Here is a 23,355-nt window from a genome sequence, read left to right as displayed (position 1 = left end):
CTCGCCTAGTCGTCGGCAGCGTCAGATGTGTATAAGAGCCAGCCCTGCAAGCCTTCTTACGCCTTCCGCGAAATCCTTATCGAAATTGCTTCGTTCGCCTTTGCCGGCCGCGCCGCTAACGTGTTCAAAACGGCGGCGGCACGCCGGATGCCTCGCATCGAGCACGACAGCCGCCGCCATCACGACAACTGCGTCGCGATAACGGAACAGACCGGACGGGCCGCGTGCCCGCACCCCGCCAGGAACGTCCGCATCGCGCGCCATTCGCGATGCCCATGGCCACGAACGACCGCATCATCGACACGACGCCGCTCGACGTCCGCGCGCAGCCGCTGATCGACGCGCTGATCGACGAGTATTCGATCCGTTACGACGCGTACCGCCCCGACAGCCGCGCGTCGGCCCGCGACGAACTCGCACGCTACCCGGCCGAACTGTTCGCGCCGCCCGAAGGCGCGTTCGTGCTGTTGCTGCGCGACGGCGAAACGATCGGCGGCGGCGCGTTCAAGCGCTACGACGCACGGACCGCCGAACTCAAACGCATCTGGACGCGCACCGACCTGCGCCGCCAGGGCCTCGCCCGGCGCATCGTCGAAGCGCTCGAACTGCGCGCCGCGCAGCAGGGCTACCAGCGCCTCTACCTGACCACCGGCTTTCGCCAGCCCGAAGCGTGGGCGCTGTACGACCGCACCGGCTATACGCGGCTGTTCGATTCGTCGATCGATCCCGAAGCGTATTTCCATCTGCGCTTCGGCAAGGATCTCGTCGATCCGTCGCGCACGTCGACGCTGGCCGACCTGTGGGCGCCGGTGCCCGAACCGGTGCTGCCGCGCTGAGTGCACGACGTCCCGCATTCCATCTCGCCCATTCCGCTTTCCACGCTTCCACGACAGGACGTCTTCATGCATCGAGCCGTACCATTTTCATCCCGTGCCGTGCGCACGCTGGCCACCGCGCTGATCGGCCTGAGCGCCTTCGCCGCCGCGACGGCTGCAGCCGCCGCGACGTTCGACCTGAGCCCCGAACAACGCGGCCGCCCGCGTGGCACCGCCGATGCGGCGGTCGAGCGCGCGGTGCCCGCGTCGTTCAAGTTCGCCGACCCCGGCACGCTGACGATCGGGATCGCGCCGAGCCTGCCGCCGATCAGTTCGTATGCGACCGACGCGCGCACGGTGATCGGCTTCGACGCCGACGTCGGTCAGCTCGTGTCCGACAGCCTCGGCCGCAAGCTGAAGATCGTCGCGCTCACGTGGGCCGACTGGCCGCTGGCGCTCGAATCGGGGAAAGTCGACGCGGTGATCTCGAACGTGACCGTCACCGAGGAGCGCAAGCAGAAGTTCGATTTCTCGACCTATCGCAAGGATCAGGTCGGCTTCTACGTCCGCAACGACAGCAAGATCCAGGCGATCCGCGAGCCGAAGGACGTCGCGGGGCTGCGCATCGTGACCGACGCCGGCACCAACCAGGAAAAGATCCTGCTCGCCTGGGACCGCGAGAACGTCGCGCACGGGCTGAAACCCGTGCAGATCCAGTATTACGACGACCAGGCGATGCGCATCGTCGCCGTGCAGTCGGGCCGCGCCGACGCGGTGTTCAGCGTGAACTCGGTGCTCGCGTATCAAAGCGCGCAGCAAGGCAAGACGCGGCTCGTCGGCGCGATCAGCGGCGGCTGGCCGCGCACGGCCGACATCGCGATCGCGACGCGTCGCGGCAGCGGCCTCGCCGAGCCGCTGACCGTCGCGCTGAACGGGCTGATCAAGAGCGGCCGCTACCAGCAGGTGCTCGACCGCTGGAACCTCGCGTCCGAAGCGATCGACCAGTCGCGCACGAATCCGCCCGGGCTGCCGAAGAGCTGAGCGCCGCGCGCCCGCAACCGTGCATCCACGCTCACGCAGGAACGCCGCTCACCATGTCTTATTCGCTTTCGTTGCTGGACAAGAGTCCGATCGCCGACGGCGCGAACGCCGCCGATGCGCTGCGCTTCACCACGACGCTCGCGCAACGCGCCGAACAGCTCGGCTACGCGCGCTTCTGGGTCGCCGAACATCACGGCACGCCGGGTTTCGCGAGCTCGGCGCCGGAGATCGTCGTCGCGCACCTGCTCGCGCACACGTCGCGCATCCGCATCGGCTCGGGCGGCGTGATGCTGCAGCACTACAGCCCGTTCAAGGTCGCGGAGACCTTCAAGCTGCTGGCCGCGCTCGCGCCGGGCCGCGTCGATCTCGGCATCGGCAAGGCGCCCGGCGGGCTGCCGCTGACCACGCGCGCGCTGCAGTGGTTCCACGACAAGGCGCGCAAGCCCGATTTCGCGGGGCAGCTCGCGGCGCTCGACGCGTTTCTCGGCTGGGGCGTGGCCGAAGATCATCCGCTCGCCGGCGCGGTCGCGATGCCGGTGCCGCCGCAGTTGCCCGAACGCATCCTGCTCGGCGGCTCGCCGGACAGCGGCGCGCTCGCCGCGCGCAACGGCTGGCGTTTTTGCTACGCGGGCCATTTCAACGGCGACGACGCGAATCTCGAACGCTCGCTCGACGCCTACCGCAGCGCGGGCGGCGAGAAACCGCTCGTCGCGCTGTATGCGGTCGCCGCGCCGACCCGCGACGAAGCCGAACGACTGATCGGGCCGCTGAAGATCTTCAAGCTGCAGTTCGCGGGCGGCCAGAGCTTCAACCTCGCCAGCGCGCAGGCAGCCGCGGAATTCGCGCGGCAAAGCGGCGCATCCGACTACCGGATCGACGAGCTGCGCCCGACGGTGCTGGCCGATACGCCCGAGCGCGTGCATCGCGCGCTCGACGCGCTGAGCCGTCGGCTCGACGTCGATGCGTTCGTGATCGATTCGCCGGTGTCCGACTACGCGGCGCGACTCGCATCGGCCGAATGGCTCGGCGGCGCGCTGTCCACCACGCCGTTGCAGGCGGCCCTCGCGGCCGACCGCTCCCTCTCCCCTGACCAGAACGCGTGACATTCCCATCATGACGACCCGACGATCGATCCCCTTCGGCCTGATGCTGCAAGGCGCAGGCAGCCACATGAACGCGTGGCGGCATCCGAGCAACCCGCCCGACGCGAGCATCAACCTCGATTTCATGATCGGCGTCGCCCGCAAGGCGGAAGCCGCCGGCATCGCGTTCGCGTTCGTCGCGGACGGCCTCTACATCAACGAGAAGTCGATCCCGCATTTCCTGAACCGCTTCGAGCCGCTGACCGTGCTGTCGGCGCTCGCGGTCGCGACGAAGAAGATCGGGCTCGCGGGCACGATCTCGACGTCGTACAGCGAGCCGTTCACGGTCGCACGCCAGCTCGCGTCGCTCGACGCGATCAGCGGCGGGCGCGCCGGCTGGAACGTCGTGACGACGCCGCTCGAAGGCACCGCGAAGAATTTCGGCAAGGCACACCCGGATCACGAACTGCGCTACGAAATCGCCGACGAATATCTCGACGTCGTGCAGGGCCTGTGGGACAGCTGGGACGACGATGCATTCGTGCGCGACCGCGCGAGCGGCCGCTTCTTCGATCGCGACAAGCTGCATACGCTCGATCACCACGGCCGCTTCTTCCAGGTCGCGGGCCCGCTGAACATCCAGCGCTCGCCGCAGGGGCAGCCGGTGATCTTCCAGGCCGGCTCGTCCGACACCGGGATCGGCCTCGCGGGCAAATACGCGGATGCCGTGTTCACGCATTCGCCGTCGATCGACGAAACGGCCGCGTTCACGCGGCGCGTGAAACAGAGCGCGATCGAGCACGGGCGGCAGGCCGGCGACGTGAAGATCTTCCCCGGCGTCGGGCCGATCGTCGGCCGCACGGCCGCCGAAGCGGAGGACAAATACCAGGCGATCCGCGACCTGCTGACGATCGACGAGGCGCTCGCGTACCTCGGCCGCTATTTCGATCACCACGACTTCACGCAGTACCCGCTCGACGCGCCGTTCCCGGAACTCGGCGAGCTCGGCCGCAACAGCTTCCGCTCGACCACCGACCGGATCAAGGCCGATGCGAAACGCAAGGGCCTGTCGCTGCGCGAGACCGCGCTCGCGGTCGCGACGCCGCGGCCGAACTTCATCGGCACGGCCGAGCACGTCGCCGACGAACTGATCCGCTGGCACGACGCGGGCGCCGGCGACGGCTTCATCCTCGGTTTCCCGGTGCAGGCGCAGGGCGTCGACGATTTCATCGAACTCGTGATTCCGGTGCTCGAGGCGCGCGGCCGCTACAGCCGCGACCTGCCCGGCGCGACGCTGCGCGATCACCTCGGTCTGCCGCGCAAGGCGAGCCGCTACGCGACGCCCGGCGCCGCACAGGAAGCGGCGGCCGAAGCGCACGCCTGACGCCGCCGCGCCGCCCGTGCGCGGCGCGCCCGCCGATCGATCGATTCGAGGATTCCCACGACATGAGCGACACGACCCATCTCGGCGGCGCGCTGCCGCCGCTCTCTTCCCCCGGCGCTCGCGAGCCCGGCACGCGTTTGCGGATCGTGCCCGCGCGCCACCGGTCGCGCACGGCCGGCACCGTGCTCGCGCTCGTGCTGATCGCGCTCACGCTGCATTCGATTCTCGGCAACCCGCAGTGGGGCTGGCCGGTGTTCGCCGAATGGTTCCTGTCGCCGCCGGTGCTGTCGGGGCTCGCGCGCACGCTGGTGCTGACGCTGCTCGGCGCGGTGTTCGGCTTCGTGCTCGGCGCGTTCGTCGCGCTGGCCCGGCTGTCGCGGTCGCGCCTGCTGTCGGCCAGCGCATGGACCTTCGTGTGGCTGTTCCGCTCGATTCCGCTGATCGTGCTGCTGCTGATCCTGAACAACCTCGGCTACCTGTACGAGCACGTGCGGCTCGGCGTGCCGTTCACCGACATCGTGTGGTTCGACACGCCGACGACCGACCTCATCAGCCCGTTCCTCGCGGCCGTGCTCGGCCTCACGCTGAATCATGCGGCGTTTTCCGCGGAGGTGATCCGCGGCGGCATTCTCGCGGTCGACCAGGGCCAGCTCGAAGCCGCCGCCGCGCTCGGGCTGCCGCGCGGCCGCCAGACGTCGCGGATCGTGCTGCCGCAGGCGATGCGCGCGATCCTGCCGACCGCGTTCAACGATCTGATCACGCTCGCGAAAGGCACGTCGATGGTGTACGTGCTCGCGATGCCGGAGTTGTTCTACACGGTGCAGGTGATCTATCGCCGCAACCTCGAAGTGATTCCGCTGCTGATGGTCGCGACCGTCTGGTACCTGATCATCCTGACCGTGCTGTCCGCGATCCAGGTACAGGTCGAGCGGCACTATGCACGCGGCGCGCTGCGCAACCCGCCGCCGTCCGTGGTCACGTTCGCGCTGGCGCGCATCGGCGGGCTGTGGCGGCGTGTCACGTCGCGCCGCACGGCCTCGATCGCCCGTGCACGAGGCGAGGCCGGCCCGTCTGCCGATACCGTGGCCGCGGTGTCGCGCACCGGCGGCGAAGTGGCCGTGCATGGCGTGTCGAAGCAGTTCGGCATGCAGCGCGTGCTCGACAACGTGTCGTTCGTCGCGCCGCGCGGCAGCGTGACCGTGATCGTCGGGCCGTCCGGCTCCGGCAAGTCGACGCTGCTGCGCACGATCAACCATCTCGAACGCGTCGACGACGGCTTCATCGACATCGACGGCGAGCTGATCGGCTATCGCCGCGACGGCGACGTGCTGCACGAGCTGAAGGAGCGCGACGTGCTGAAGCGGCGCACGGCCGTCGGCATGGTGTTCCAGAACTTCAACCTGTTCCCGCACCTGACGGTGCTCGAGAACCTCATCGAAGCGCCGGTCGCCGTCGCCGGCGTGACGCGCGATGCGGCCGAGCACAGCGCACGCTCGCTGCTCGCGCGGGTCGGCCTCGCGGATAAGGCCGATGCGTACCCGCGCCAGTTGTCCGGCGGCCAGCAGCAACGTGTCGCGATCGCGCGGGCGCTCGCATTGCGGCCGAAGGTGCTGCTGTTCGACGAGCCGACGTCGGCGCTCGATCCCGAACTCGTGAACGAAGTGCTCGACGTGATCAAGGAACTCGCGCGCTCGGGCACGACGCTCGTGATCGTCACGCACGAAATCGGCTTCGCGCGCGAAGTGGCGGACAACGTGCTGTTCATGGAACGCGGGCGCATCGTCGAGGCCGGGCCGCCCGCCGCCGTGCTCGATGCGCCGTCGCATCCGCGCACCCGCGCGTTCCTGTCGCGGGTGCTGTGATGCGCGCCGCTTCCGACTCGCGGGGTGCCGCACGATGACCGATCGACGCCAGTTCATCACGGCCGCGCTGCTCGCGGCATCGGGCCTGCCGTGGCAGGCGGCACGCGCGGCGGCGGCCACCGCCGACCTCGACCCGCGCCAGGCCGGCCGCCCGCGCGCCGGCCCCGACGACGCGGCCATCCGCGCGGCCAGCGGCTACCGCTGGGTGCGCGACGGCGCGTTCACGGTCGCGATCTCGCCGCACGCACCGCCCGTGTCGACCTATGCGACCGACGCGCGCACCGTGGTCGGCGCCGATCCCGACTATGCGCAGCTCGTTGCCGACGCGCTCGGCCGCACGCTCGTGCTGCTGCCGATCGCGTGGGCCGACTGGCCGCTCGGGCTGACGTCCGGCAAGTACGACGCGGTGATCTCGAACGTCGGCGTCACCGAGAAGCGCAAGGAGAAATACGATTTCACGACCTACCGGCTCGGGCTGCACGGCTTCTACGTGCGCACCGCCAGCCCGATCGCGAAGATCGCGGAGCCGAAGGACATCGCGGGTTTGCGGATCATCACCGGCGCCGGCACGAGCCAGGAGCGCATCCTGCTCGAATGGAGCAAGCGCAACGTCGCGCAGGGGCTGAAGCCGGCCGAGCTGCTCTATTTCGACGACGATGCGACGGCGCGCGTCGCGCTGCTGTCGGGCCGCGCGGATGCGGAGCTGAACCCGAACGCGTCGCTCGCGTACGAGGCCGCGCGCACCGGCAAGATCCGCCGCGTCGGCGTCGTCAATGCGGGCTGGCCGGCGAATGCGGACGTCGCGATCGCGACGCGCCGCGGCAGCGGGCTCGCGCCGGCGCTGACGCTCGCGACCAATGCGCTGATCGGCAACGGCCGCTACGGGCAGGCGCTCGCGCGCTGGGGTTTGCAGAGCGAGGCGATCGCGCGGGCGGAGACCAATCCGCCGGGGTTGCCGTCGTTCTGAGCGTTCAAGGCAAGCGCCCCGGCATGCCGTGATGGCGATGCCGGGGCGCGTCAACGTGCGGCAGTTCGGCGGGTTCGCCTACGCCGGCACCGCCGCCTGATAGCGGTCGAGCTCCGCAACATGCGCGTGAATCGCCGGGATCAGGTCGCGCCCGTAGGCCAGCGCATCGTCGAGCGGATCGAAACCGCGAATCAGGAACGTCGATACGCCGAGCCGGTAGTACGCGCCGAGCGCACGCGCGACCTGCTCGGGCGTACCGACCAGCGCGGTCGAATTCCAGCGTGCGCCGGTCAGGTTCGCAACGCCCATCCACAGCCGTTCGTCGAGCACGTCGCCCTGCGCGGCGGCGGCCATCAGCCGCTGCGAGCCCGCATTCTGCGGCGCGTGACCGGCGATCGGCTGACCGTTCGCGAGCCGCGCCGCGCGCACGCGTTCGCGGATCGCCTCGGCCTTTTCCCACGCGGCCGCCTCCGTATCCGCGACGATCGGCCGGAACGACACGCTGATGCGCGGCGCCCGCCCGAACGGCGCGGCGGCGGCCCGCACGCGCGCGATCTGCTCGCGCACCGCGTCGAGCGGCTCGCCCCACGTCATGTAGACATCCGCATGCTCGCCCGCGACGGCGAGCGCGGCCGGCGACGAGCCGCCGAAATAGATCGGCACATGCGGCCGCTGCGCGCCCTTCACGACCGGCGACGCCCCGCGCAGCCGGTAGAACGCGCCGTCGTGATCGACCGGCGCATCGGCCAGCCAGATCCGTTTCAGCACGTCGAGATATTCGCCGGTGCGGCGATAGCGGGCATCGTGCGGCACGAAATCGCCGTCGCGCTGCAGATCCGCATCGTCGCCGCCGGACACCACGTTCAGCGCCAGCCTTCCGCCGCTGAACACGTCGAGCGTCGCTATCTGCCGCGCGGCGGCCGACGGCACGATCACGCCCGGCCGGTGCGCGAGCAGGAGACGGATGCGCGCGGTCGCGGCGGCCGCGAACGACGCGACGATGAAGCCGTCCGCCGCGTTGCTGAAATGGCCGATCAGGATCTGGTCGAAGCCGGCGGCTTCGTGCGCCTGCGCGAAGCGGCGCACGTAGTCCGGCTGGACGGCCGCGCCGCCCGGTACGTCGACCTCCGCGCCAGGTGTCGCGGTGATCATGCCGATGATGTCGACTGGCATGTCGGGATGTCCTCGGGTATGTCGATCGGGAAGCGCGGGAATCGTGCAGCGGGCCGCACGGTCACTGCGCGGCGGCGGTCTTCTGCGCAGGCGCCGCGAACGCGCCCGCATACGAGCGGTCGAGCAGCTTCGACGTGTCGTACGCGGCCGGAATCACGCCGGACTTGTGCAGGAAGTCGGCCGTGTTCTGCGCGTCCTTCGCGGCCGTCTCGTCGACCGGGCCGACGCGCTGCCGAGCATTGTTGAGCCAGCGATACGCGACGTCGGGTTCGAGATTCGCGCGTTTCGCCCACAGGTCCGCGTACTCGCGCGGATGGCTGTCGACCCACTGGCGTGCGGCCACCACGCGCCGCAGGAAATCGGTGATCTCCGCGCGCTTGCCCGAGGCGGCCTGCTCGTTCGCGGCGACGAAGCTCAGCGCCGGCATCAGCCCCTGCGCGGTCGTCACGGGCCGCGCGCCCTGCCGTAACGCCAGCGTGCTGACGAACGGCTCCCACAGCGACACCGCATCGACCGAACCGTTCGCGAGCGCGTTGGTCGCGTCGATCGGCATCAGGTACGCATACTTCACCGAATCGGCGCGCAGGCCCGCGTGTTCGAGCGCGCGCAGCACGAGTTGCTGGCTCCAGGCACCGCGCCATACCGCGATGGTCTTGCCCTGCAGGTCGGCCACGGTGCGCACCGGCGAGTTTTTCGGCACGAGGATCGCGACGCCGTCGAGACTCTGCCGCGACACCGCGACGACCTTGACCGGCGCGCCGCGCGCGGCCAGCGTGAGCAGCGCGGAATCGCCGAGGAAGCCGAGGTCGATCGCGTTGCCGTTCAGGCTTTCGGCGACCGGCGCGGCGGCCTGGAAGTGCTTCCATTCGATCGTGTAAGGCAGGTCCTTCAGCACGCCGGACGCTTCCATCGATGCCTGGATGTTGAAGTAGTTCTGTTCACCGACGCGCAGCGTGACGGTGTCCTTGGCGATGCCCGGCTGCGCGGCAAGCGCCAGCAAGAGCGCCGTGACGATTCGGCTCAGCAACATGATCTCCCGGAAGGTTGGCGGGCGGCCGTGCGGCGGCGACGCCCTTGGTCCGCCGTGCGCGACCGCCGGCGGAACGGATGGAACCGGTGAAGATACGTCGATCCACTTCATGACACAAACGCAATATTCTTCTATGCAAAGATGCAAATATTTTATGAGGCACGCGGCAGCGGCCGCCGCTTCGCCGCCGGCCGCTGCCGCGTGAAGTTCGAACGATTCCTCGATAGATATTTCGCACGCGAAACACATTCTCGACTATATTTCGCATACGAAATAACTGCCCGAGCGAGGACGGCCATGACCTCCGAACCCATCGAATTTTCCGCCGCCGACGGCTACGTGCTGCACGGCACGCTGTGGTCGCCGGACGCGCCGCCGCGCGCGCTGGTCCTGATCCATCCGGCGACGGCCGTGCCCGAGCGGCTGTATGCGGGCTTCGCGCGCTTCCTGACCGCGCGCGGTTTCGCGGCGCTGACCTACAACTATCGCGGCATCGGCGCATCGCGGCCCGCGCGGCTGCGCACGCTGCAGGCCCGCATGCGCGACTGGATGGAGCTCGACGTGGGCGCCGCGACCGCGTGGGCCCGGCACGCGCATGAAGGGCTGCCGTTGCTGGCGGTCGGCCACAGCGTCGGCGGACACGCGATCGGGCTGTCCGGCGCGACGACGCATCTGCGCGCGGCCGTGCTCGTCGCCGCGCATGCGGGCAGCACGCGGCTGATCGCGCAGGCGGCCGAACGCGTGAAGGTGCGGCTGATCCTGCGCGTGCTCGGCCCGCTGACGTCCGCGCTGCTCGGCTACGTGCCCGGCAAGCGGCTCGGGCTCGGCGAGGATCTGCCGGCCGGCGTGTTCCGCGAATGGAGCCGCTGGACGACGCTGCCGCACTACTTCTTCGACGATCCGACGCTCGGTGCGGCCGAGCGCTTCTCGAAGCAGCAGTTGCCGATCCTCGCGCTCGGCTTCGACGACGATCCGTGGGCGAATCCGGCCGCGATCGGCCTGCTGGTAAGCTATCTGACCCGCGCGAAGGTCGAACGCCGCCAGATCGATCCGCGTGCGGCGGGCAGCGGCCCGGTCGGGCACATGGGCTTCTTTCGCAGCCGGCCCGGCACCGTGCTGTGGCCCGACGTCGCCGACTGGCTCGCGCAGGCGCTCGACACGCCGCGCGCCGCGGGCCGACCCTCCCTTTCCATTGCAGCCGGGAACCCAGCTTGAGCGAAGACCGACGACTGTTTTTCATGTTGAACATCGGCCAGCGGCGCGTGCAGCGCTGGATCGACCGCAAGGCCGAAACCGAGACGCGCGCGAGCGCCGCGCAGGCCGGCGTGCTGTTCTGTCTCGCGAAACAGAACGGCGCGCTGATCGGCAAAGTCGGCGCGACGCTGCAACTTGCGCCGTCCGCGATGACGGGCCTCGCCGACCGGATGGCGAAAGCCGGCCTCATCACGCGTCATGCCGACTCGGACGACGGCCGCGCGACGCGGCTGTACCTGACCGACGACGGCCACGCGGCACTCAAGCGTGCGCGCGTGCTGCTGCGCGAACTCAACGGCAAGCTGTGCGACGGGTTTTCCGACGACGAACTCGACGTCGTCGCGCGCTGGCTGCATGCGTTGCAGGAGCGCTTTCCGGCGGAGCGCTGAACCGCGCTTCACGCGCGCGCGGCCGGCGTGCGCGCGCATCAATCGCAAGCGATTGCGATTCGCGTTTTCGATTCGATTTTCATGCCGCGCAACGGCAAAACTTGCGGGCCCGATGCGCGCTTTCGGCAACGCTTTCCGGCTACGTCCTGTTACAAAAAACCGCCTGTCGCGCGGCATTCGAATCGCCTACATTGCAATCCACTTCGACACATTCGTCGCATGCCCGGACTGGCTTTCCCGTCGGGTCGACATCGCAGACACACCCGACAAGCAATGAAAAGAAGAGGAGTCTTAACCGAAGCGCTGGCGGCATCCAGCGCACGCGGATTGCGATGACTGAAACGGCATGCTGAACGGCACGCAACGACACGCGGCATGATTGCCGCGCCCCGGCTCGCGTTGTCTCGTCGTGCCCCGCCATCGCATTCGCCCCTCACCGAGGAGTCGTCCATGCGACGCATGATCGTGTCCCATCCGCTTGTCACCCGCCTGTCCGCCGCGATGGCGCTGGCCGCCGCTGCCGCGGCGCACGCCGAACCCGTCGTCGTCTCCGGCCCCAGCCCGTTCGCCGCGTGCACCATCGGCGGCCCGGGCACCAACTACGTGAATGCAGAAGTCGAACCGTGGCTCGCGGTCAACCCGGCGAACCCGAACAACATGATCGGCGTGTGGCAGCAGGACCGCTGGTCGAACGGCGGCGCCCACGGGCTCGTCGCCGGCTACACGTTCGACGCCGGCGCGACCTGGGCGCGCACGCCGCAGCCGTTCAGCGCATGCGCGCCGGGCGGGCTGAAATACGAGCGCGCGTCCGATCCGTGGGTATCGTTCGGGCCGGACGGCACCGCGTATTCGGTATCGATCTCGTTCAACCAGTCGAACAACGCCAACGCGGTCGGCGCGTCGGTCTCGACCGATGGTGGGCAAACGTGGAGCAGCCCGGCCGTGCTGATCGCGAACGACGAACCGACGACGCAGTTCTTCAACGACAAGGAATCGGTGACCGCCAACCCGGTGAAGGCCGGCACCGCGTACGCGGTATGGGACCGTCTCGAGCTGCCGAACGGCAATCCGTACGCGAACCTGCACACGAAGGCGTACCGCGGGCCGACGCTGTTCTCGAAGACGACCGACGGCGGCAAGACGTGGAGCGCCGCGAAGGTCATCGTCGACGTGCCGTCGCGCCAGCAGACGATCGGCAACCAGATCGTCGTCGATCCGAAGAGCGGCACGCTCTACGATTTCTTCGACCTGATCCAGCCGCCGTTCAGCAAGGCGGCCGGCAAGGTCGCGTTCATCAAGTCGACCGACGACGGCGCGACGTGGACCCAGCCGCAGGTGATCGCCGGACTGCAGACGGTCGGCGTCACGGATCCGAACACCGGCGAACCCGTGCGCACCGGCGACATCATTCCGGAACCCGCGATCGATCCCGCATCCGGGCAACTCTATGTCGTGTGGCAGGACAGCCGCTTCAACGGCGGCGCATACGACGAGATCGCGCTATCGACGTCGAAGGACGGCGGCGCGACCTGGAGCGCGCCGCAACAGGTGAACACGCCGACCGGACGCCCGGCGTTCAATCCGTCGGTGCGCGTCGACAACACGGGTGCGGTGATGGTCACGCACTACGACTTCCGCGACCTGCAGGCCGGCAACACGACGACGCTGCCGACCGGCTTCTGGCGCAAGATCTCGCACGACGGCGGCGCCACGTTCGCCGACGAGCGGCGCGTCGGCGGCCCGTTCGACATGAAGCTCGCGCCCAATGCCGAAGGGTTCTTCATCGGCGACTACCAGGGGCTCGACGTCCTTCCGTCGTCGTCGTTCCATCCGTTCTTCGTGCAGACCAACGCGGGCAACCTGACGAACCGCACCGACGTGTTCTTCGCGCCGTAACGCGAGCCCGACCATCTCGCCGCCGCCCCGCCGCCATGCGTCGCGCGGCGGCGGGCGCAGGTCCCGCGCCTCAATGCATGTCGGTCAGCACGATCCGCCCGTCGACCTTCCCTTCCCGCAGCTTCGCGAATACGTCGTTGATGTTGCCGAGCCGGTCGCGGTGGATGTGCGCGCGCACCAGGCCGTCCGCCGCGAAATCGAGCGATTCCTGCAGATCGCGCCGCGTGCCGACGATCGACCCGCGCACGGTGATGCCGTTCAGCACGGTCGAGAAGATCGGCAGCGGGAAATCGCCCGGCGGCAAACCGTTGAGCGCCACCGTGCCGCCGCGCCGGACCATCCCGAGCGCCTGCGCGAACGCGCTGCGCGACACGGCCGTGACGAGCACGCCGTGCGCGCCGCCGATTTCCTTCTGGATCACTGTTGCGGGGTCGTCGATCGACGCGTCGATCGTCAGGTGCGCGCCCAGTTGCCGCGCCAGCGCGAGCTTGTCGGGGGAAATGTCGATGGCCGCGACGTGCAGGCCCATCGCCCGCGCATACTGCACGGCCACGTGCCCGAGGCCGCCGATGCCGGAAATCGCGAGCCACTGGCCCGGGCGCGTGTCGGTGACGCGAATGCCCTTGTAGACCGTGACGCCCGCGCACAGGATCGGCGCGATCTCGTCGAACGCGACCTGCGCGGGCAACTGGCCGACGTAGTCGGGATCGGCCAGCACGTATTCCGCGTAGCTGCCGTTCACCGAATAGCCGGTGTTCTGCTGACCGTGGCAGAGCGTTTCCCAGCCCGTGCAGCAGTACTCGCAATGGCCGCAGGCCGTATAGAGCCACGGCACGCCGACGCGATCGCCCTCGCGCACGTGCGTGACGCCCGCGCCGACCGCCGCGACGATCCCCACGCCTTCATGGCCCGGGATGAACGGCAGCGACGGCTTGACGGGCCAGTCGCCGTCGGCCGCGTGCAGATCGGTATGGCAAACGCCCGACGCCTTGATGTTGACGAGAATCTGGCCGGGCCCCGGTGCCGGAATCGGCACTTCCTCGATGCGCAACGGCGCGCCGAACGCGTGTACCACGGCTGCTTTCATGGTCTGGGTCATGCGTCGCTCCTGTCTGGTCGATGAGCGACCCAGTATCCGGTTCCGGAATCGGAGCACGTTGATACGCGTCAACGCATCGGAACGGATGCAGCAATCGACCCGACGCGCCACGATCGGCATCGTTCGACGTGAAAGCTCGAGCCGTCGATCGCTCGCCGCCCCGCCGCTCGCGCCACCCTTTCACCGCTCCGACGGAAACCCGACGAGATCCCGCCATTCGGCTTGGAATTTGACATGATATAACATATCATTTCGCGTGCTCGTCCGCCTGACGCCGTCCCGACCCGGTGGCCGAGCCTCGCCGAGCCATGTTCCAACGGGTCATTGCGCGTCATTGACGCAACAATATATCGTATCCGACGGTGACCCGCATCGCTCGTTATCCGATCCGATTCCAACCGATTCACCGACCATGCGCGACCTCCCTCGCTTACCGCTTCGCCCGCTCTCGTCCCTGTCGCTGATGCTGTTCGCCGCCGTCGCCCACGCGCAGACCGATGCACCGGGCGCGTCCGGCACGCCCGCCAACCCATCCGCGCCGCTTGCACCGATCTTCGTGACCGCGAACCCGCTCGGCGACACCGAACTGATCGCCCCGACCGTCCAGCTCTCCGGCGATGCACTGACGCGCCGCCAGGCCGATTCGCTCGGCGAAACGCTCAACGGGCTGCCCGGCGTGTCGACCACCACCTACGGGCCGATGGTCGGCCGGCCGATCATCCGCGGGATGGACGGCGACCGGATCCGGCTGCTGCAGAACGGCGTCGCGGCCTATGACGCGTCGTCGCTGTCGTACGACCATGCGGTGCCGCAGGATCCGCTGTCGATCGAGCGCGTCGAAATCGTGCGCGGGCCGGCCGCGCTGTTGTACGGCGGCAACGCGGTGGGCGGCGTGGTCAACACGATCGACAACCGGATTCCGCGCGAAGCGATCCAGGGCGTGACCGGCGCGCTCGACGCGCGCTACGGCGGCGCGAATTCCGTGCGTGCCGGCGCCGCGCAGGTCGAAGGCGGCAACGGCCGCTTCGCATTTCACGTCGACGCGTTCGATCGCGAAACGAGCAAGCTGCGGATTCCCGGCTACGCGCGCAGCAGCCAGCAACGCGCGATCGACGGTCCCGACACGCCGCAACCGGAAGGCAACGTGCCGAACAGCGACGGCCGCGTGCACGGCGGTGCGGTCGGCGCGTCGTACACGTGGGCGGACGGTTTCGCAGGCCTGTCGTACAGCGGCTACGAATCGAACTATGGCTCGGTCGCGGAAAGCGACGTGCGGCTGCGGATGCGTCAGGAACGCCTCGCGCTCGCCTCCGAGGTGCGCAACCTGAGCGGGCCGTTCACGACGCTGAAATTCGATTTCGCGTACACCGACTACCGTCACAAGGAAATCGACAACGGCGAGACGGCGACCACCTTCCGCAATCGCGGCTACGAGGCGCGCATCGAGGCGCGCCATCGCAAGATCGGGCCGTTCGAAGGCGCGATCGGCGTGCAGTTCGGCCAGAACACGTTCTCGGCGCTCGGCGACGAAATGCTCGTGCCGTCCACGCGCACCAACAGCGTCGCGCTGTTCGGCCTCGAGGAATGGCAGGTGGTCCCGGCGCTGAAGCTGAGCCTCGGCGGCCGCTTCGAGCATGTGAAGGTCGATCCCGATCCGGCCGGCGTCGAGAAATTCGCGGGCGCGCAGCCGCGCGACTTCAACGCGGGCAGCCTGTCGGCCGGCGCGCTGTTCACGCTGACGCCGGTCTGGTCGATCGCGGCGAACGTCGCCTACACCGAACGCGCGCCGACCTTCTACGAGCTGTATTCGAACGGCCCGCACGATGCGACCGGCCAGTTCCTGATCGGCAACCCGAACGCGTCGAAGGAAAAGGCCGTGTCGACCGACCTGTCCCTGCGCTATGCGAGCGGGCCGAACCGCGGCAGCGTCGGCGTGTTCTACAACCGCTTCTCGAACTACCTGACCGAGTACAACACCGGCCGCGTCGTGGACGACGACGGCGAACCGGTCGCGCCCGGCACCGACGGCTCGCTCAACGAGGCGATCTACCGCGGCGTGCGCGCGGAGTTCTACGGCATCGAGCTGGACGGCAAGTGGCGGGCATTCTCGCGGCGCGGCCACACGGTCGATCTCGAACTGACGGCCGACTACACGCACGCGCGCAACGTCGACACGGGCCAGCCGCTGCCGCGCATCGCGCCGCTGCGCGCGACGCTCGCGGCCGACTACGGTTACGGCCCGTTCGGCGCGCGCGCGCAGGTCACGCATGCGTGGTCGCAGCATCGCGTGCCCGACGACGACTTCTCGACGGACGGCTATACGTCGCTCGGCGTGATGCTGACGTACAAGTTCCGCGTCGGCCCGACGCACTGGCTCGCGTACCTGCGCGGCGACAACCTGACGAACCAGGAAATTCGCTACTCGACGTCGGTCGTGCGCGGCTTCGCCCCGCAAGGCGGCCGCAGCGTGATGGCCGGATTGCGCACCACGTTCTGACCCTCGCACGGCTCGCGGCACCCGCCGCGAGCCTTTTGCCGGCGCGCCCCCGAACCGCCCGCGCCTTTTCATTTATCCGTCAATCGATCGCATCGTTTCGCATTGAAACGCACGCCGGATCGCACCCCAATTCATCCGCAACGAAATTCCGTTATTCACCGGTAAATCAGAAAGAAATCATCAGACAATTATTATAAAGAAGATGGTTTTTGTTTTATCAGTAAAACCGGTTTCAAATCCCCCACATAACGCATTGAATAAATGCCCTCCCGACAGCTTATTGATCGGGATCAAGAATGCCCGAGCGACAAGGCTTTCTTCACTCGAAAAACGAATATCAGGGTTTTCGAAGGGTAAAGAATCATCGCGAATACCCGTTAAAGCCGGCACGAGCCCGTATCTGGTCGAACTAATAAATTCCATTTGCCAACCACACGCACGGGGGCCCAAACGTGAAAATCGCCAGAATGAGTATCAAAACGAAACTCCTCGGCGGCTTCGGCCTGCTCGCCGCGGTCGTCGTGATCGTGTCGGGCATGGCTCTCAAGGCACTGTCCGACACGAACGCCGAGTTTTCACGCTACATGAACGGCATCAACGCACGGGCGAACCTGTCCGCGCACATCCGCACCGCGGTCGACCGGCGCGCGATCGCCGCGCGCAACCTCGTGCTCGTCACCCGGCCGGCCGACGTCGAGGCCGAGCTGGTCGAGGTGAACCGCGCGCACAAGGACGTGCAGGACCATCTCGCGAAGCTCAAGGAACTCATGGCGAACGCGACCGACACCTCCGATCGCGCACGCGAACTGGTGGCCGACATCGTGCGCATCGAAACCCGCTACGGACCCGTTGCACTGCGCATCGTCGGGCTCGCGCAGGCGGGCAAGAAGGACGAGGCAACCGCCGACATCGACGACAATTGCCGCCCGTTGCTCGCGCAACTGGTGCGGGCGACCGACGCCTATGCGACTTATACGCACGAACGCGAAACCGAGATCGCGCAGGCCTTCGCGGATCGCTACACGGTCGAGCGCAACCTGCTGGCCGGCATCTGCCTGATCGCCGTCGCGATCGCCGCCTGCGGCGGCCTGTGGCTGACCCGCAAGATCACGGTGCCGATCAGCGCGGCCGTGGACGTCGCGCGCACGGTGGCGAACGGCGATCTCGGCAGCCGCATCGAGGTGCGCGGCAACGACGAAACGCGCGACCTGCTCGACGCGCTGCGGACGATGAACGAACGGCTGATCGGCATCGTCGGCCGCGTACGCGACTCGTCGAACAGCATCGCGCACGCGGTCAGCGAGATTGCGTCGGGCAACCTCGACCTGAGCCAGCGCACCGAGGAACAGGCTGCGTCGCTGCAGGAAACCGCGGCGACGATGGAGGAATTCACGTCGACGGTGTGCCTGAACGCGGAAAACGCGCAACAGGCGAGCACGCTCGCCGCGAATGCGTCGGACGTCGCGCACCGCGGCAGCTCGGTGGTCGGCCGCGTGGTCGACACGATGACGGAGATCGGCCACAGCTCGTCGAAGATCGCCGACATCACGGGCATCATCGAAGGCATCGCGTTCCAGACCAACATCCTCGCGCTCAACGCGGCGGTCGAAGCCGCGCGCGCGGGCGAACAGGGCCGCGGCTTCGCGGTCGTCGCGAGCGAGGTGCGCAATCTCGCGCAGCGCTCGTCGACGGCGGCCAAGGAAATCAAGGAACTGATCACCGCGTCGGTACAGACGATCCGCGACGGCTCGGCGCTCGCGGGCGAAGCCGGCAAGACGATGTCCGACGTCACGCAGGCCGTGGCGCGCGTGACGGACATCATGGGCGAGATCGCGGCCGCATCGGCCGAGCAGAGCCGCGGCATCGAGCAGGTGAACCTGACGATCACGCAGATGGACGAGACGACGCAGCAGAACGCGGCGCTCGTCGAGCAGGCGGCGGCCGCGTCGAAGTCGCTCGAGGCGCAGGGCCGCGAGTTGTCCGAAACGGTCGCCGCATTCCGGATGCCGTCCGGCGCACATGGCGCGTCGCCCGGCGCGCATGCGCAGGAAGCCGGCCTGCGTCACTGGCAACCGGCTGCCGCGTAACGGCGGTCGCGAACGAGACGGCGATGCGCACGCTGTTTCGCTTGTGCGCGTGCGCCGCGCTGGCGCGCACCGGACGATGCGCGGCCACGCGCGGCACGCGATGCGGCAGCGCGTCGTCGTCACCCGATAACGCGTCCGGAAGTACGCATGCACGGCGACGCGCATCGCCGCTGCGTGCGACGCGTTTCCGGCATGCGCGCGTGTAGGCCGACACGCCGCGCAGCACAGCCGCATTCCGCATCGAAGGTCAGTGCCGCCGATTCGCGTGCCGTCATGCGCGCACATGGATCGCCGACAAAATCGCCCGCCATGCGCGCCACGCGCCGCCTGGCCTTGCACACATTGCGTCCGCAGCCGTGCGCAAGTTTCGGTCCCGCTCCCGCATCGCGCGTTGCCGCGCCGTCGTCACCGATACCGCGCGACAGGCGGGTCCACCTCGTCCGTCGACACAGACTTTTAAAACGCACGAATGACGAGTATCCTAAAAAAAGCACTTCTCGACCGGACGGCGAATCGCATGCCCTGACTCCCGTCCGATCGCCATGCGGCCCCATCGTATCGCGCAGCGCGCGCCGATGGCGGCGTCTGCCTCTCGCGCCTTGGCCGCACGAACCTTCCCCCAACAATCGTCAGGAGAGCTGGTGAGCCGACTCGTCGTCGTATCCAATCGCATCGCAGATCCCCGTAAAGCCGCGGCCGGCGGCCTCGCCGTCGCCGTGAAGGACAGCCTGCAGGAAACCGGCGGCGTCTGGTTCGGCTGGAGCGGCAGGCTACGCGGCGGCGACGATCAGGCCGCGCGGGGCGACGACGTGCAGATCCAGAACGTCGGCGGCATCCAGCTCGCGACGATCGATCTCGATCCGCAGGATTACGACGCTTACTACCTCGGCTACTCGAACAACGTGCTGTGGCCGGTGTTTCACTATCGGCTCGACCTCGCGCAGTTCGACCGGCGCTTCGCCGACGGTTACCGGCGCGTGAACCAGCTGTTCGCGCGCAAGCTGAGCACGCTGCTGCGGCCCGACGACGTCATCTGGGTGCACGACTACCAGCTGATTCCGCTCGCCGCCGAGCTGCGCGCGATGGGGTGCACGAATCCGATCGGCTTCTTCCTGCACATCCCGATGCCGCCGCCGCCGATCATGGCCGCGATCCCGGAACACGAATGGCTGATGCGCTCGCTGTTCGCGTATGACCTCGTCGGCTTCCAGACCGAATCGGATCTGCTGCACTTCGAGCATTACGTCGAGGCGGAAGCCGGCGCGGCGCGGTTGCCGGACGGCCGGCTGCGCGCGTTCGGCCGCACGCTGTCGGCCGGCGCGTTCCCGATCGGCATCAACGTCGACGAGTTCGAGTCGCTCGCGCGCGATCGCGACGGCCTCGACATGTTCGAGCGGATGCGCGATGAATATTCGCGCCGCCAGTTGCTGGTCGGCGTCGACCGGCTCGATTACACGAAAGGGCTGCCGCAGCGCGTGCATGCGTTCCGCCAGCTGCTCGAACAGTATCCGGAGAACCGCGACCGCGCGACGCTGATCCAGATCGCCGCGCCGAGCCGCGAGGATCTCGGCGCGTACGACGACCTGCGGCGCGAGATGGACAGCCTGTGCGGCGCGATCAACGGCGACTACGGCGAGCTCGAATGGATGCCGATGCGCTACATCCACCGCACCGTCGCGCGCAAGCGCCTGCCGGGCCTCTACCGCGCAAGCCGGGTCGCGCTCGTCACGCCGCTGCGCGACGGGATGAACCTCGTCGCGAAAGAGTTCCTCGCCGCGCAGGACGCGGCCGACCCCGGCGTGCTCGTGCTGTCGCGTTTCGCGGGCGCGGCCGAGCAACTGAAGTCGGCGCTGCTCGTCAATCCGTACGACACGCAGGGCACCGCGCAGGCGATCCAGCGCGCGCTCACGATGCCGCTCGAAGAGCGCCGCCAGCGTCACGCGGCGCTGATGGCGATCATGCGCAAGACCGACGTGCACTGGTGGCGCACGCGCTTTCTCGAAGCGCTCACCGAAGCGGCCGAAGTGGCGGCCGCGGCCGAATCCTGACGCGCTGACGCGCGCTCACGCGCCGGTCGTCGCGCATTCGAGCACGACGCCGTTTGCATCGCGCGTCGACCGAAATCGGGATGCGCGCGCATGCTCCCGGTCACCACGCAATACGCATCGAACCGATCGAGCGCGCGCGTCGCGGCCGCGAGGCCGGCCCAGGTCCGGCCGACCGACCGGCGCACGGCCATCGCGCCCACGCACACCCTACCCGCTTCGTTCCGCACCATATCGACATCGACATGCGCGGTGTCCGGCTGCGGATCGACGTGGTGCCGCTCCAGCGCAAACGCCACGCGGCGGCTTCAGCGATCGGGGTCGTGCGGCCGGCCGTATGCGACGAAATCACGCTCGACCGCCGACGCCTGCTCCGTTTCGATCGCGCCGCCGCGCGCGCCGGCATCGTCACCGGGCGACGCCGACGTGGCCGACGACGGTTCGACGCGCCCGTCGATCAGCGCCTGCAGCGCGTCGCGCTCGAGCACCTCGCATTGCAGCAGCCGTCGCGCGATGCGTTCGAGCGCGTCGCGCCGTTCGCCGAGCGTCGCCGCGACGCGCACATGCGCATCGGTCAGCAGCGTGCGCACCTCGTCGTCGATCATGCGCGCGGTATGCTCGCTGCAGCGGCCGTCGGCGCCATGCCATGCGCCCGGCATGCCCTGGCGCGCGTCGCCGTCGTCGAACGTCGCGAGCCCGATCTTCTCGCTCATTCCGTATTGCATGACCATGTGGCGCGCCATCGCGGTCGCGCGTTCGAGGTCGTTCTGCGCGCCGGTCGACACATCGCCGAACACGAGTTCTTCCGCCACGCGCCCGCCGAGCAGCGCGTCGATCCGGTCGAGCAACTCGCTGCGCCGCAGGACGTAGCGATCCTCGGTCGGCACCTGCTGCGTGTAGCCGAGTGCGGCGACGCCCCGCGGAATGATCGACACCTTCTTCACCGGGTCGCAATGCGCGCGGCTTTCCGCGACGAGCGCGTGGCCGGCTTCGTGATATGCGATCGTCAGCTTCTCCTGCTCGTTCATCACGCGGCTCTTGCGCTCGAGGCCCGTCAGCGCGCGGTCGATCGCTTCGTCGAAATCGGCCATGCCGATCGCCGGCTTGCCGAGTTCGGCCGCATGCAGCGCCGCCTCGTTGACGACGTTCGCGAGATCGGCGCCGACGAAACCCGGCGTGCGCGACGCAAGCTCGCCGAGATCGACGTCGGCCGCGAGCTTCACGCGCTTCACGTGCACGCCGAGGATCTGGCGGCGGCCGTTCACGTCGGGCCGGTCGATCGCGATGTGGCGATCGAAACGGCCCGGCCGCAGCAGCGCGGGATCGAGGATCTCGGGCCGGTTGGTCGCGGCCATGATGATCACGCCGGAGCCGGCCTGGAAGCCGTCCATCTCGACCAGCAATTGATTGAGCGTCTGTTCGCGCTCGTCGTTGCCCGACATCGGGCCGACGCCGCGCACCTTGCCGAGCGCATCGAGCTCGTCGACGAACACGATGCACGGCGCCTTCTGCTGCGCCTGCTCGAACAGGTCACGCACGCGCGCGGCGCCCACGCCGACGAACATCTCGACGAACGCCGAGCCGCTGATCGAGAAGAACGGCACGGCCGCCTCGCCGGCCACCGCGCGCGCGAGCAGCGTCTTGCCGGTGCCGGGCGCGCCGACGACGAGCACGCCTTTCGGGATCTTGCCGCCGAGCCGCTGGTAGCGATCGGGGTTGCGCAGGAACGCGACGAGCTGCTGCAGTTCGGCCTTCGCTTCGTCGATGCCGGCGATGTCGTCGAACGTGATGCCGGTTTCCTGCTGCACGTACACGCGCGCCCGGCTCTTGCCCATCCCGGTGAAGTCCTGCAGCCCGCCGCGCTTGCGCAGCATCATGTTCCACACGAACACGAGCAGCATGAGCGGCAACAGCCACGATGCGAGCGACGCGATCCAGCCGGTGTCGGGCGTGCCGTGATAGCGGATGCCGGCGGCGGTCAGCGTGTCGATCAGGTGTTCGTCGGTCACGCGGCTGGTCGTGAAGCGCCACGGTGTGCCGGCCTGCTGCACGACCGCGGCGTCGGACGCCGGCAGCAGCGTGCCGGCCTGCGGCATCTTCAGCGTGCCCGAGATCGACGCGGGGCCGACCTCGAGATCGTCGACCAGCCGCGCGGCGACGAGCCGGTGGAAATCGCTGTATGCGATCGGTGTCGACGTCGGATGCAGCATCAGCAACTGCGCGGCGAACAGCACGAAGAAGCCCGCCGCGATCAGCAATCCCGGGTAGTCGAATTTCCTGTCCATGGCATCGGGCCGGCCGTATCTGCTGCGCGGCGTGCGCTCACGCCGGCACGCGCGCGAAACCGGTACGCGGCCGCGGCAGCCATGCGAAAACGCCATGCATCCACGTCATCGTCGCCTCGCTGTCTCGCGTCGTTCGTCGCATCGATGCCGCCTCGGCAACCCGTGGGCCGGCGTCGCCGGGCGATCCTCGCCCGGGCGGCGCGCCGCGACGCGCCGCCCCTGATTCCAGTCTAGTTCGCGCGTGGACGTCGCGCAGCGCTCGCGGCGCAAGCGTCGAATCGTCCGACAAACGGCTTTCATCCGCCCCCTTGCCGCGCTATAGTCGCGTTCATGACATTTTTGTGACAGTCACATCGTGCCGCCGCGCGCGATGCCGGCCGTTGCATCCCGCGCCGCATTCGCCGCAGCCCGCGCGGCGCCGGGCGCGCATCGAACGATCAGCCCACCCG

General features: G+C 68.6%; 17 protein-coding genes. 12 read left to right on the top strand and 5 right to left on the bottom strand.

Going from position 1 to position 23,355, the window contains the following annotated elements; genetic code table 11:
* Nucleotides 1-275: 275 nt before the first annotated feature.
* The 6 genes from H0X95_RS34175 to H0X95_RS34150 all read left to right on the top strand — a co-directional run bounded on the left by H0X95_RS34175 (nt 276) and on the right by H0X95_RS34150 (nt 7,151).
* Complete coding sequence (locus H0X95_RS34175; protein ID WP_006494834.1) at nt 276-836, top strand: GNAT family N-acetyltransferase; 561 nt, start codon at nt 276-278, stop codon at nt 834-836.
* A 66-nt stretch (nt 837-902) separates the two neighbouring features.
* Nucleotides 903-1,856 (top strand): ABC transporter substrate-binding protein, encoded by a 954-nt coding sequence (locus tag H0X95_RS34170; RefSeq protein ID WP_059722781.1) that lies wholly within the window; start codon nt 903-905, stop codon nt 1,854-1,856.
* A 53-nt stretch (nt 1,857-1,909) separates the two neighbouring features.
* On the top strand, nt 1,910-2,959 hold the full coding sequence (locus H0X95_RS34165) for an LLM class flavin-dependent oxidoreductase (RefSeq protein ID WP_059722780.1): 1,050 nt from the start codon (nt 1,910-1,912) through the stop codon (nt 2,957-2,959).
* Nucleotides 2,960-2,969: 10 nt separating this feature from the next.
* Entirely contained in the window at nt 2,970-4,322 is a 1,353-nt protein-coding gene (locus H0X95_RS34160; protein WP_059722778.1) for an LLM class flavin-dependent oxidoreductase, read from the top strand.
* Nucleotides 4,323-4,384: 62 nt separating this feature from the next.
* Complete coding sequence (locus H0X95_RS36340) at nt 4,385-6,184, top strand: amino acid ABC transporter permease/ATP-binding protein (RefSeq protein ID WP_080403576.1); 1,800 nt, start codon at nt 4,385-4,387, stop codon at nt 6,182-6,184.
* A gap of 34 nt (nt 6,185-6,218) precedes the next feature.
* Nucleotides 6,219-7,151 carry an ABC transporter substrate-binding protein gene (locus H0X95_RS34150; RefSeq protein WP_006494830.1) on the top strand — a complete coding sequence of 311 codons (933 nt, stop codon included), beginning with the start codon at nt 6,219-6,221 and terminating at the stop codon, nt 7,149-7,151.
* Between the two features lie 78 nt (nt 7,152-7,229).
* On the opposite strand, the gene H0X95_RS34145 is transcribed toward H0X95_RS34150, so the two are convergent.
* Nucleotides 7,230-8,324, bottom strand: a complete 1,095-nt coding sequence (locus H0X95_RS34145; protein WP_006494829.1) for an LLM class flavin-dependent oxidoreductase — start codon at nt 8,322-8,324, stop codon at nt 7,230-7,232.
* Nucleotides 8,325-8,385: 61 nt separating this feature from the next.
* The gene (locus H0X95_RS34140) at nt 8,386-9,354 is read right to left on the bottom strand and encodes an ABC transporter substrate-binding protein (RefSeq protein WP_006494828.1); all 969 of its coding nucleotides are present in this window, start codon (nt 9,352-9,354) and stop codon (nt 8,386-8,388) included.
* Nucleotides 9,355-9,651: 297 nt separating this feature from the next.
* Between H0X95_RS34140 and H0X95_RS34135 the strand changes: the two genes are divergently transcribed.
* The 3 genes from H0X95_RS34135 (at nt 9,652) to H0X95_RS34125 (ending at nt 12,893) form a co-directional block, all read left to right on the top strand.
* Nucleotides 9,652-10,569 (top strand): alpha/beta hydrolase family protein, encoded by a 918-nt coding sequence (locus H0X95_RS34135; protein WP_059722776.1) that lies wholly within the window; start codon nt 9,652-9,654, stop codon nt 10,567-10,569.
* The gene (locus H0X95_RS34130) at nt 10,566-10,997 is read left to right on the top strand and encodes a MarR family winged helix-turn-helix transcriptional regulator (RefSeq protein WP_059722774.1); all 432 of its coding nucleotides are present in this window, start codon (nt 10,566-10,568) and stop codon (nt 10,995-10,997) included. Before H0X95_RS34135 ends, H0X95_RS34130 begins: the two co-directional genes overlap by 4 nt.
* 450 nt (nt 10,998-11,447) lie before the next feature.
* Entirely contained in the window at nt 11,448-12,893 is a 1,446-nt protein-coding gene (locus H0X95_RS34125; protein WP_006494824.1) for a sialidase family protein, read from the top strand.
* 70 nt (nt 12,894-12,963) lie between these two features.
* On the opposite strand, the gene adhP is transcribed toward H0X95_RS34125, so the two are convergent.
* Nucleotides 12,964-13,992 (bottom strand): alcohol dehydrogenase AdhP, encoded by a 1,029-nt coding sequence (adhP, locus tag H0X95_RS34120; RefSeq protein ID WP_006483046.1) that lies wholly within the window; start codon nt 13,990-13,992, stop codon nt 12,964-12,966.
* A 412-nt stretch (nt 13,993-14,404) separates the two neighbouring features.
* Between adhP and H0X95_RS34115 the strand changes: the two genes are divergently transcribed.
* The gene (locus H0X95_RS34115; protein WP_230204626.1) at nt 14,405-16,489 is read left to right on the top strand and encodes a TonB-dependent receptor; all 2,085 of its coding nucleotides are present in this window, start codon (nt 14,405-14,407) and stop codon (nt 16,487-16,489) included.
* 180 nt (nt 16,490-16,669) lie between these two features.
* Here the strand turns inward: H0X95_RS34115 and H0X95_RS34110 are convergent, their stop codons facing one another.
* A complete protein-coding gene (locus H0X95_RS34110; protein ID WP_193759700.1) occupies nt 16,670-16,879 on the bottom strand; it encodes a hypothetical protein in 210 nt (69 codons plus the stop codon).
* A gap of 77 nt (nt 16,880-16,956) precedes the next feature.
* Between H0X95_RS34110 and H0X95_RS34105 the strand changes: the two genes are divergently transcribed.
* Both H0X95_RS34105 and otsA read left to right on the top strand, forming a co-directional pair.
* Nucleotides 16,957-18,576 (top strand): methyl-accepting chemotaxis protein, encoded by a 1,620-nt coding sequence (locus H0X95_RS34105; protein WP_196446386.1) that lies wholly within the window; start codon nt 16,957-16,959, stop codon nt 18,574-18,576.
* Nucleotides 18,577-19,217: 641 nt separating this feature from the next.
* Nucleotides 19,218-20,624 carry an alpha,alpha-trehalose-phosphate synthase (UDP-forming) gene (gene otsA, locus H0X95_RS34100; protein WP_006483013.1) on the top strand — a complete coding sequence of 469 codons (1,407 nt, stop codon included), beginning with the start codon at nt 19,218-19,220 and terminating at the stop codon, nt 20,622-20,624.
* A gap of 305 nt (nt 20,625-20,929) precedes the next feature.
* Here otsA and ftsH read toward each other — a convergent pair whose 3' ends face one another.
* A complete protein-coding gene (gene ftsH / locus H0X95_RS34095; protein ID WP_059722767.1) occupies nt 20,930-22,906 on the bottom strand; it encodes an ATP-dependent zinc metalloprotease FtsH in 1,977 nt (658 codons plus the stop codon).
* Between the last annotated feature and the right edge of the window lie 449 nt (nt 22,907-23,355).

This window comes from Burkholderia sp. 9779_493 (assembly GCF_015712215.1).
GTDB classification, from domain to species: domain Bacteria; phylum Pseudomonadota; class Gammaproteobacteria; order Burkholderiales; family Burkholderiaceae; genus Burkholderia; species Burkholderia cenocepacia.
Note: the sequence above shows the minus strand (reverse complement) of the source record. Positions and strands in the feature narration are given on the sequence as shown.

Excerpts from the sequence above, each read along its gene's own strand:
- ftsH (WP_059722767.1), bottom strand. The coding sequence starts at position 22,906 with ATGGACAGGAAATTCGACTACCCGGGATTGCTGATCGCGGCGGGCTTC.
- adhP (WP_006483046.1), bottom strand. The coding sequence starts at position 13,992 with ATGACCCAGACCATGAAAGCAGCCGTGGTACACGCGTTCGGCGCGCCG.
- H0X95_RS34105 (WP_196446386.1), top strand. The coding sequence starts at position 16,957 with ATGAGTATCAAAACGAAACTCCTCGGCGGCTTCGGCCTGCTCGCCGCG.
- H0X95_RS34125 (WP_006494824.1), top strand. The coding sequence starts at position 11,448 with ATGCGACGCATGATCGTGTCCCATCCGCTTGTCACCCGCCTGTCCGCC.
- H0X95_RS34150 (WP_006494830.1), top strand. The coding sequence starts at position 6,219 with ATGACCGATCGACGCCAGTTCATCACGGCCGCGCTGCTCGCGGCATCG.
- H0X95_RS36340 (WP_080403576.1), top strand. The coding sequence starts at position 4,385 with ATGAGCGACACGACCCATCTCGGCGGCGCGCTGCCGCCGCTCTCTTCC.
- H0X95_RS34135 (WP_059722776.1), top strand. The coding sequence starts at position 9,652 with ATGACCTCCGAACCCATCGAATTTTCCGCCGCCGACGGCTACGTGCTG.
- H0X95_RS34140 (WP_006494828.1), bottom strand. The coding sequence starts at position 9,354 with ATGTTGCTGAGCCGAATCGTCACGGCGCTCTTGCTGGCGCTTGCCGCG.
- H0X95_RS34175 (WP_006494834.1), top strand. The coding sequence starts at position 276 with ATGGCCACGAACGACCGCATCATCGACACGACGCCGCTCGACGTCCGC.
- H0X95_RS34145 (WP_006494829.1), bottom strand. The coding sequence starts at position 8,324 with ATGCCAGTCGACATCATCGGCATGATCACCGCGACACCTGGCGCGGAG.
- H0X95_RS34160 (WP_059722778.1), top strand. The coding sequence starts at position 2,970 with ATGACGACCCGACGATCGATCCCCTTCGGCCTGATGCTGCAAGGCGCA.
- H0X95_RS34115 (WP_230204626.1), top strand. The coding sequence starts at position 14,405 with ATGCGCGACCTCCCTCGCTTACCGCTTCGCCCGCTCTCGTCCCTGTCG.
- H0X95_RS34170 (WP_059722781.1), top strand. The coding sequence starts at position 903 with ATGCATCGAGCCGTACCATTTTCATCCCGTGCCGTGCGCACGCTGGCC.
- H0X95_RS34165 (WP_059722780.1), top strand. The coding sequence starts at position 1,910 with ATGTCTTATTCGCTTTCGTTGCTGGACAAGAGTCCGATCGCCGACGGC.